Source organism: Sediminibacillus sp. JSM 1682029, from assembly GCF_041366435.1.
Lineage (GTDB): Bacteria > Bacillota > Bacilli > Bacillales > Amphibacillaceae > Sediminibacillus > Sediminibacillus terrae.
Map to the genome: position 1 here is coordinate 274,080 of NZ_JBEWYY010000005.1, position 7,979 is coordinate 282,058.

A 7,979-nucleotide genomic window follows, 5' to 3' on the forward strand; every position below is an offset into this window, starting at 1 on the left:
TTTAGTCTATTTATTATCTCAAAAAACAAGGAAAAGGGAAAGGAGTAAATCCCTTCCCTAAACTGCATCATCAAATTTCGCTTCTGCCCCTTGTAATTTTTCCACTTTTTCTTCGGCACCGTTCGAAGCATTGATGAAAATTCTGTACGTATCGTCCCCCAGTACACCTAAAAATTCATGGGTGAGCACTTCTTCACCAGAATCGTTTTCTATGACCGCCAGACGATTTTCCTGTATTTTCACGTTGTGGTTTACTTTATCCTTCGCTTCTTCCGCTGTAAGCTCAGGATCCGGCAAGTCGCGCTCCTTGTGGTTCAAGTAGTAATCCCGGGACGTAAAGCCCAGAACATCTCCATTGTCAAGCGCCACTTTCACTTGAACAGAGTCGGGATACATACGTACATCTTCTTGGGTGTACAAGAAATTATACACGCCGACATTGTTGTATTGACTGCTTTGGAAGAGTTCCATGTCTTCCATCTTAAGATCCTTCAGATAATCTTCCGCTTTGTTCATTCCTTCGTTGAGACTGATGCCCGGATCCTTGACCTCTCGATTGATAATCAACGACAAGGGATGACCGCCTTTAACCGACATGTCCATATAGCCGTCCCTTCCCGCTTTATGGAAAGAAGCACTATAGGTTGCTACTTCGGCACCATCCCCTGACTTCGTTATCTTGATGTCCGAAGCATCTCTCACTTCAAACAATGCTTGTGCTTTTTTCAAAGCCTGTTTCTTGTTGATGTTTTCACCATTCAGGAATTGATACTCGTGTTTCTTGTTCGAAGTTCCTGTCATACTGACACCAAGGTTTCCCTCTGTATATCCTTCTACTGTTTTTTCCACTGTTTTAAATCCATCGACGATGGTATTGTCCGCTTGTTTATCATTGGTAGCCAGGGCGAGCTGCACATCCATCCAACGTAAGTTGTTCTCCAACACAAGGTGTTGGACTTTCCGCAGTTCGTCTCGTATTTCCCCGGATTTATCGTAGAGGGATTCCAGGTTATTCACCTCTCCGTCAGTCAATGGATCTTTTTCCAAATCCCTGATGGCTGTATTATAACTAAAGTCTCCGATATCGGATAAAAACTCTTCTGTTTTGTTGAATGGCAGCAAAGCCAACGGAAGCTGACCGACATCATTATGCGCTTCTGATGTAAGCCGCCATATATCTGCCAGTTGGGGGGATAAACGTTCCTTTGTATTCATCGCCAGTGTCGTTCCGATTTGGTCATGCAGTAAGTCCATATGATAGGATAAATCATGGAACGATCGCTGATACGTATTTTCCGCCTGGACAAGAATAGCGTTTTTCTCTTGATGTTCTTGATAGCCCCATATTCCTGTCGCTCCCACCGCCAAAGCCAGTACTGCGATTAATATCCATCTTATCATTTTGCGCGCCACCTTTCTTACATACAGAATATGTGCTTGCCGATTTGTTTAATTTGCGGTCTTGACCAAATCCAGTCAGATGTAGCTGTATTTGGATTAAAATAGTAAGTAGCCTCACCAGTTGGATCCCAGCCATTTATCGCATCCAGTACTGCTTGTTCGGCAGATTCATTCGGTGTCAGCCAAATCTGCCCATCTGCAACAGCGGTAAAAGCCCTCGGCTCAAATATTACTCCTGATACAGTATTGGGAAATGTAGGACTTTCAACACGGTTGAGAATGACTGCCGCTACAGCAACCTTCCCTTCATACGGTTCTCCTCGGGCTTCGCCGTGGACGGCATTTGCCATTAAACGTATATCGTTTTGTGAAAAACCTCCAGGTACATTGACAGCCGTCGGTTCAGCTGGTGTACCTTCATCCTTTTGCTGATTTTCTTTCTTGCCGGTCTGCTCCTTACCGCCGTTTTTCACTTGCTGTTCTTTTGGTGTTCCCCCATAATGAGTGAACTTTTTGCCTTTTCTTATTTGCTCCTGAACAAACCCTTTATCATACTCACTTGCTTTTTCAAGCTTCTGTTTTGTTTTCGTGCCGGCCATTCCGTCGATTTCCAAACCAAATTCATACTGGAAATTACGGAGCGCCCAATACGTACCCCAACCGAATACACCGTCAATCTTCCCATTATAAAAACCCAAATATTGTAACCTTGCTTGTAATTCGATGACATCTTCACCTGAAGCTCCATGCTGGATGACTTGCGGGCTGAACGCCTCTACAGGACGAAGCCCATCCGCAGATGGCATTCCAGCCACCAAGAGAACCGTAAAAAACAAGAGAATAACTGTTCGTTTGAACCGCATACCATTTCCTCCTAAGAGTATCAAAGTCTTCGTTGTTGGCTTATTTTTTGAAAGCATGCTATTTTTATACATGGGAAGCAGGAGAATAAGATACGGTTCTGGATTGGCGAAATCTCGAGCGAGGTCCGAAAGAAAAACTGGTACTGTCACATCCACTCGTCCTATATCGTTTCAGATGATAAAAAAGCTACCCATGCCTTGGCATGGATAGCTTTGATTAGCTTATTGAATTTGTGACTTTTTTTCCGTCAGTACGACAACGTTTTTATATTCGTGCTGGTTCGCCAATTTGACTTTACGGAGTGCAAACATCCACAAAAGAATCATAAAGGGTGTCATGACATAGATCCAGGAGGGAACTGCTTCTAAGATGAAGTCATAAAAACCGTGAAGACTTACAGGAATCAACAGTGCTAATACTTGGGAACGTCTGACGTTTTTCGTCAAAAATTTCGCTCTTCCAAGATAATAACCCATAATCACACCGAACAATGCGTGAGACGATACAGGAAAAATCGCTCTGCTAAATGCGTATTCCACACCATGTGCAAGGAGGTAAAGCAAGTTTTCCACTGTCGCAAAACCAAGGCTGATGGCGACACCATATATAATGCCGTCGTAAAGAGAATCAAAGTCGGTATATTTATAAACCGTATAAAGAAAGATGAACCATTTAAAGAACTCTTCCATTAACCCGGTCAGTAAAAAAGATCGAATCAGCGGCGTCTGGCCGATTCCTTCTTCCATAAAAGCATACTGGATAAACATCAAAGGAAACACCAAAAGAGCCCCGTACAAAAAAGTCCGGAACACAGTGGTCAACGGTTCTGAATCCAATCGGTCTTTTAAATAAAAAAATGACATAAGCGCCAGTGTCGGTGCAATCCCGGCAGAGAGGACAGCAAACATGTCGACACCCTCTTTCAATCTAATATCATTCATCGTATCATGAAGTTGGAGCAAATAAAATAGTCCTAATAAAAGTAGGTGAAAAACTTGAAAAAAATACTAATCATCCATACAGGCGGCACTATTTCCATGCAAGAAGATAAAAGAAGCGGCACCGTTTCGACATCCAACGAGCACCCGCTTTCTAATTCAGCATCATTGTTCCATCATGATGCGCATATTGAAGAAGATTTTTTATTTAATTTACCGTCCCCGCATATAACGCCTGCCCACATGCTCGAATTAGGCAGACGAATCCACGACAAGCTTGCAGCCGGGAATTTTGACGGGGTTGTCGTAACGCACGGGACCGACACATTGGAAGAAACAGCTTACTTTCTCGACTTGTTTTTACAAACCAGAAAACCAGTTGTCGTCACTGGGGCTATGCGCTCCAGCAACGAGGTCGGCTCAGATGGATTGTATAACCTAATCAGCTCCATCCGCGTCGCCAACACAGATGAAGCCCAGGATAAAGGTGTACTCGTGGTAATGAACGATGAAATCCACACAGCAAAAAATGTCACCAAAACATCTACAAGTAATGTAGCGACATTTCAAAGTCCTCAGTACGGACCAATCGGGATTATTACAAAGCAGGAGATCTTGTTCCATCAAAAACTCATCTCTTATGAATCTTATCCTATCCAGCAATTGACCAAGAATGTGGCGTTAGTAAAAGCGTATGCCGGGATGGACGGCAGTCTTATCAGCGCCATTCACAGCACAGGCATTTCCGGCCTGATCATCGAAGCGCTCGGCCAAGGAAATGTTCCAAAGGGGATCATTCCCGCCCTTCAGCAAATACTTGATGACGACATTCCGATCATACTCGTTTCCAGGTGCTATCAGGGAATAGTCCAAGCCACCTATATGTATGAGGGAGGCGGAAGACAATTAAGGGATATGGGAATCATCTTCGCCAATGGGCTGACCGGACCGAAAGCCAGAATAAAATTGATGGTTGCGTTGGAATTGACAAACAATTTGACAGAGCTGGCTCCGATGTTCGAATGATTTGCCGAATCGCAAGATAGAAGAAAAGCTGCAGGAGCCATTTTCACTCCTGCAGCTTTTTGAATCATCGGGATTTAGCCATAATAGCTTCGGCAATCAGTCCGCCATGATATCGCCCGTTCTCTATAAAAATCTTGTTATTGTTATACCCCGCGGCGATCACGCCTGCAATGTAAATACCGGGAATGTTCGTTTCCATTGTTTCTTCATCATATACAGGCTCTCCGGTTTCTTTATCAAGTTCGATCCCCATTTCCTGCAGGAATTGGTTGTCTGGCTGATAGCCTGTCATGGCAAATACATAATCATTTTCTATCACGCATTGCTTACCGCCCACTTGATAGTGCACTTCATCTTCCGTAATGCGATTGATTTCCGCAGTGAATTCCATCTTGACGATTTCTTTTCGAACAAGGGAGGCAAACTCAGGTAAAATCCATGGTTTGATACTTGGCGAATATTCGCTCCCCCGGTATAAAACAGTGATATTCGCTCCTGCTTTATGTAGCTCCAACGCTGCATCGACAGCTGAGTTTTTTCCGCCGATGATGGCTACATTTTGACCAAAGTAAGGATGCGCCTCCTTGAAGTAGTGCATGACTTTAGGAAGGTCCTCCCCTGGCACACCCATATATCGAGGCTGATCATAATAGCCCGTCGCCACGATAACGTGGTCCGCCTGATATTTCCGCTCTTTCCCGTTGGCAGTTCGAGTGCGTAGTTGAAAGACATTTTCCTGTTTGGTGACTTTTTCTACTCGTTCAAAAGGATTTATCCGGAGCTCGCTCCGTTCTGCCACGGTGCGATAGTAAGCCATTGCCTGGTTCCGCACCGGTTTTTTCTTTTCTGTGATAAAAGGGATTTCCCCAATCTCCAATCGATCGCTGGAACTGAAAAACGTTTGATGCGTAGGGTAATGATAAATAGAATTCACGACATTCCCTTTTTCAATCAACAGCGGGTCCACCCCTCGTTTCTTCAGTTCCAAGGCAGCCGACATGCCACATGGTCCCGCTCCAATAATGATTGTATTTTCTTTTTGCATCTCTTCCACTCCTTTTCGCCAAACCAAAAGACTGCCCGGAAGCAGCCTTAACCTTTTAACCCATGACAGAGAAGGAAAACAGAAACGGCACTTATCAAATCTGCGCTGATAAGTACCGCCCTATCATTATATCCAGCCTCTGAATCTTGCTGCTTCAGCCATTTTTCTGACTCCGACCATATATGCGGCCAGACGCATATCTATTTTTCTGGTTTCCGCTGTATTATAGACATTGTTAAAGCCCTTAACCATGACTTTATACAATTTCTCTTCAATTTCTTCTTCTGTCCAATAATAGCCCTGGTTGTTCTGTACCCATTCGAAATAGGAGACAGTAACCCCTCCGGCAGAAGCCAATACATCCGGTACAAGCAGGATGCCCCGCTCCGATAAAATCCTTGTAGCTTCCAGGGTGGTCGGTCCGTTGGCTGCTTCAACTATAATAGAAGCGTTGATTTTCTCGGCATTTTCTTCGGTTATTTGGTTCTCCACTGCTGCAGGAACCAAAATGTCGCAATCCAATTCCAACAGTTCTTCGTTGGAGATCGTGTCTTCAAACAGTTTGGTGACCGTTCCGAAACTGTCTCTTCTATCTAATAAATAATCGATATCCAAGCCATCTGGATCATGGAGTCCTCCGTATGCGTCAGAAATACCGACGATTTTGGCTCCTTGGTCATTCAAAAACTTCGCTAAAAAGCTGCCAGCATTTCCAAAGCCTTGAATGACCACTTTTGAATCTTTAACAGATATACCTTTTTTCTTGACCGCTTCATCAATACAAATGGTAACGCCTTTTGCTGTGGCGGATTCACGTCCGTGCGAGCCACCTAGTACTATCGGTTTCCCTGTAATAAAACCAGGGTTATTGAATTCGTCTATACGACTGTATTCATCCATCATCCAAGCCATGATTTGCGGATTGGTAAATACATCTGGTGCCGGTATATCCTTTGTGGGTCCGACTATTTGGCTGATCGCCCGTACATATCCACGGCTAAGCCCTTCAAGTTCCCGGAAAGACATTTCCCGCGGATCACAAACAATACCGCCTTTTCCTCCGCCATACGGCAAATCGACAATGCCCGCTTTCAGACTCATCCATATCGATAGCGCCTTTACTTCTTTCTCTGTTACATTCGGGTGAAACCTTACCCCGCCTTTTGTTGGTCCTACTGCATCATTATGCTGCGCTCGGTATCCTGTGAATATCTTGATGGAATCATCATCCATTCGTACAGGTATCCGGACAGTCATCATCCTCACCGGTTCTTTTAATAAATCAAAGACTTCTTCTGGATAGCCCAGTTTATCAAGTGCTGTTTGTACTACCGTTTGGGTTGATTTTAATACGTCCAGTTTGTCTTCATTTTGTTCATTTGGAGAATCTGATGCTTTATCGGCTACCATGAACTTACCTCCCAATCGTTTTCAGTTCATCACTTAAAAGATTTACGCAATTTCTTTCAGACAATAGTATACACGCTAGATAGCATTATGCAATACGTTATCGGCATTTAATAAATAATTTCTATTGCTTGTTTTTCGATGAAAGAGATACAAACTTTTCGACCATTTGTTCATAGGACCAGCCGACGACTTTTGCGGCATCTGGAAACAGGCTCGTCGGTGTCATCCCAGGCAATGTATTCACCTCTAATACTATCGGTTCGCCCGCTTCCGATACAATAAAATCGACTCTGGAATATACGTCGCAACCCAAAAGTTGATGGGCACGGACAGCGAAAGTTTGCAATTGTCCGGTCAACGAATCACTGATACGCGCCGGGATGATATGTTCACTTCCGCCTGGCTTATATTTAGAATCGAAGTCATAGTATTCATTTTTAGGGATGATTTCAATAACCGGCAACGCTTGTTCTTCCCCTTGCGGACCGATCACTGCGACAGTGAATTCCCTTCCAGGGATAAATTCTTCCACTAGCAGCGTATTGTCGCTTTGCACAGCATTTTTCACTGCTTCCGGCAACTGTTCCGTCTCTTTGACAATCGTCAAACCAAGCGTCGAACCTTCTTGGTTTGGTTTCACTACATATGGAGGAGTGAATTTTCCTTGTATCAAATCAATGATTTCCTGTTGAGTATGTCTCTTTACAGGTATGGCTATACCTTTGGCAACAGGCAATTGGTTTTTTTCAAAAATTTGCTTGGCCTTTGCCTTATCCATCGCTAATGCGGAAGCCAACACGCCTGACCCAACATAAGGGATGTCCAGTATATCCAGCAGCCCCTGTATTCTTCCATCCTCTCCGAATTTTCCATGAAGTCCGATGAAAACCAAGTCTACTTTAAGCTCCAGCAACTCGTCCAGACGTTCTGGGTGGAAATCGATCCCTGTCACCTCATGTCCGTTTTCTCTTAATGCTTGTATGATTCCCTTCCCAGTAGAAAGGGAAACTTCTCTCTCGCCAGATGTTCCTCCATAAAGGACCGCTATTTTCACTCCATTCACTCCCTAAACCTAAACTCCGTTATCATTCTTTAGTTGACTGTTTCTTTATTTAACTCACTACGTACATATAGTAACATGTTCCCATACCTTCATCTACAAAAACAATCCAGAAAAGTGTGGTCCGACTTGGTCGCACGATTATCAACAATTGGAATGGAGGATTTTCAAGATGGAAAGTCCTTTCGTATTCCCCATACCTGAATATTTCGACAGCTGAGATCCCCTCTCTTAA

The 7,979-nt window shown here is 43.9% G+C and carries 7 protein-coding genes; 1 reads left to right on the top strand and 6 read right to left on the bottom strand.

The features are described from left to right. Positions 1-57: 57 nt before the first annotated feature. From ypeB to prsW, 3 genes are all read right to left on the bottom strand, one after another. The gene (ypeB, locus tag ABVF09_RS11080; protein ID WP_026570106.1) at positions 58-1,401 is read right to left on the bottom strand and encodes a germination protein YpeB; all 1,344 of its coding nucleotides are present in this window, start codon (positions 1,399-1,401) and stop codon (positions 58-60) included. Between the two features lie 17 nt (positions 1,402-1,418). After that, positions 1,419-2,207 (bottom strand): spore cortex-lytic enzyme, encoded by a 789-nt coding sequence (gene sleB, locus ABVF09_RS11085; protein ID WP_235162466.1) that lies wholly within the window; start codon positions 2,205-2,207, stop codon positions 1,419-1,421. Positions 2,208-2,486: 279 nt separating this feature from the next. Further along, positions 2,487-3,173, bottom strand: a complete 687-nt coding sequence (gene prsW / locus ABVF09_RS11090) for a glutamic-type intramembrane protease PrsW (protein WP_035426705.1) — start codon at positions 3,171-3,173, stop codon at positions 2,487-2,489. An 87-nt stretch (positions 3,174-3,260) separates the two neighbouring features. Between prsW and ABVF09_RS11095 the strand changes: the two genes are divergently transcribed. Further along, entirely contained in the window at positions 3,261-4,229 is a 969-nt protein-coding gene (locus ABVF09_RS11095) for an asparaginase (protein WP_371069199.1), read from the top strand. Positions 4,230-4,293: 64 nt separating this feature from the next. Here the strand turns inward: ABVF09_RS11095 and ABVF09_RS11100 are convergent, their stop codons facing one another. From ABVF09_RS11100 to ABVF09_RS11110, 3 genes are all read right to left on the bottom strand, one after another. Continuing rightward, a complete protein-coding gene (locus tag ABVF09_RS11100; protein WP_026771238.1) occupies positions 4,294-5,274 on the bottom strand; it encodes a YpdA family putative bacillithiol disulfide reductase in 981 nt (326 codons plus the stop codon). A 126-nt stretch (positions 5,275-5,400) separates the two neighbouring features. Next, positions 5,401-6,684 carry a Glu/Leu/Phe/Val family dehydrogenase gene (locus tag ABVF09_RS11105; RefSeq protein WP_026570102.1) on the bottom strand — a complete coding sequence of 428 codons (1,284 nt, stop codon included), beginning with the start codon at positions 6,682-6,684 and terminating at the stop codon, positions 5,401-5,403. Between the two features lie 121 nt (positions 6,685-6,805). Further along, positions 6,806-7,738, bottom strand: a complete 933-nt coding sequence (locus ABVF09_RS11110) for a D-alanine--D-alanine ligase (protein ID WP_153462750.1) — start codon at positions 7,736-7,738, stop codon at positions 6,806-6,808. Positions 7,739-7,979: the final 241 nt, after the last annotated feature.

Coding starts and splice junctions, on each gene's coding strand:
- ypeB (WP_026570106.1), bottom strand. CDS start 1,401: ATGATAAGATGGATATTAATCGCAGTACTGGCTTTGGCGGTGGGAGCG.
- ABVF09_RS11105 (WP_026570102.1), bottom strand. CDS start 6,684: ATGGTAGCCGATAAAGCATCAGATTCTCCAAATGAACAAAATGAAGAC.
- ABVF09_RS11100 (WP_026771238.1), bottom strand. CDS start 5,274: ATGCAAAAAGAAAATACAATCATTATTGGAGCGGGACCATGTGGCATG.
- sleB (WP_235162466.1), bottom strand. CDS start 2,207: ATGCCATCTGCGGATGGGCTTCGTCCTGTAGAGGCGTTCAGCCCGCAA.
- prsW (WP_035426705.1), bottom strand. CDS start 3,173: ATGTTTGCTGTCCTCTCTGCCGGGATTGCACCGACACTGGCGCTTATG.